Raw genomic sequence first — 1,037 nt, forward strand, 5'->3', positions numbered from 1 at the left:
GGTAATCCTCCCTTAAAACCAGCGTCGTCAGAAGTAGAATATTCTCACTGAGGAGTTCTACACATGAAGAGATCGAAATTTACAGATAGCCAGATCATCGAGGCTATCAAGCGCGTTGAAGCTGGGCTTGGCGTACCGGACATTTGCCGTGAGCTGGGCATCAGCACGGCTACGTTCTACAAGTGGCGTTCGAAATTCGGCGGCATGGATGTGTCAATGATGGCGCGCATGAAAGAGCTGGAGGCGGAGAACGCTCGATTACGCAAGATGTACATCGAGGAAAAGCTCAAGGCCGAGATCGTGGCCGAGGCCCTCGAAAAAAACTGGTAAGGCCATCTCGCCGTAGCGAGATGGCCAAACGCGTTGTTCAAGAACGTGGCGTGACGATCAAGCTTGCTTGCCAAGCATTTAACGTAAGCCAAGCCTGCTATCGCTACGCCAGCAAGCGCAAGCCAGAGAATGAAGAAATCGCAAACTGGCTCCTACGGCTGACTGATAACCACCGAAGCTGGGGCTTTGGCCTTTGTTTCCTCTATCTGCGCAACGTCCGGGGCTTTGGATGGAATCACAAGCGCGTGTACCGTATCTATCGCGAACAGGAACTGAACTTGCGCATCAAGCCGCGCAAGCGGCTGATACGAGAAGTACCCAGGCCGCTTGCTGTGCCCAGTGGACACAACCAGACCTGGTCGATGGACTTTATGCACGACCAGCTTGCAGATGGGCGAAGCGTTCGCTTGCTCAATGTAATTGATGATTTCAATCGGGAAGCGCTGGGCATCGAAGTGGATCTCTCGCTGCCGTCGGAGCGGGTAATTCGTAGCCTGAAGCAAATCATCGAATGGCGCGGCAAGCCGGCCGCCATTCGCTGCGACAACGGCCCGGAGTACCTGAGCGCCGCGATCACCGTATGGGCGCAACAGGCGGGCATTGTGTTGCAATACATCCAGCCTGGCCAGCCACAGCAAAATGCTTATGTAGAACGATTCAACAGGACTGTGCGCTACGAATGGCTATCGCAGTACCACTGGGAAGAC

General features: G+C 54.4%; 1 protein-coding gene. It reads left to right on the plus strand.

Annotated elements, in window-relative coordinates; translation table 11 throughout:
- Positions 1–63: 63 nt before the first annotated feature.
- A protein-coding gene (locus tag PMI40_RS17360; protein ID WP_238540975.1) for an IS3 family transposase occupies positions 64–1,037 on the plus strand; the annotation gives its coding sequence in 2 pieces (ribosomal slippage) (positions 64–316 and positions 316–1,037; 975 coding nt annotated over the 2 pieces). This gene is flagged as partial in the annotation.

The organism is Herbaspirillum sp. YR522 (assembly GCF_000282575.1).
GTDB lineage: Bacteria > Pseudomonadota > Gammaproteobacteria > Burkholderiales > Burkholderiaceae_D > Herbaspirillum.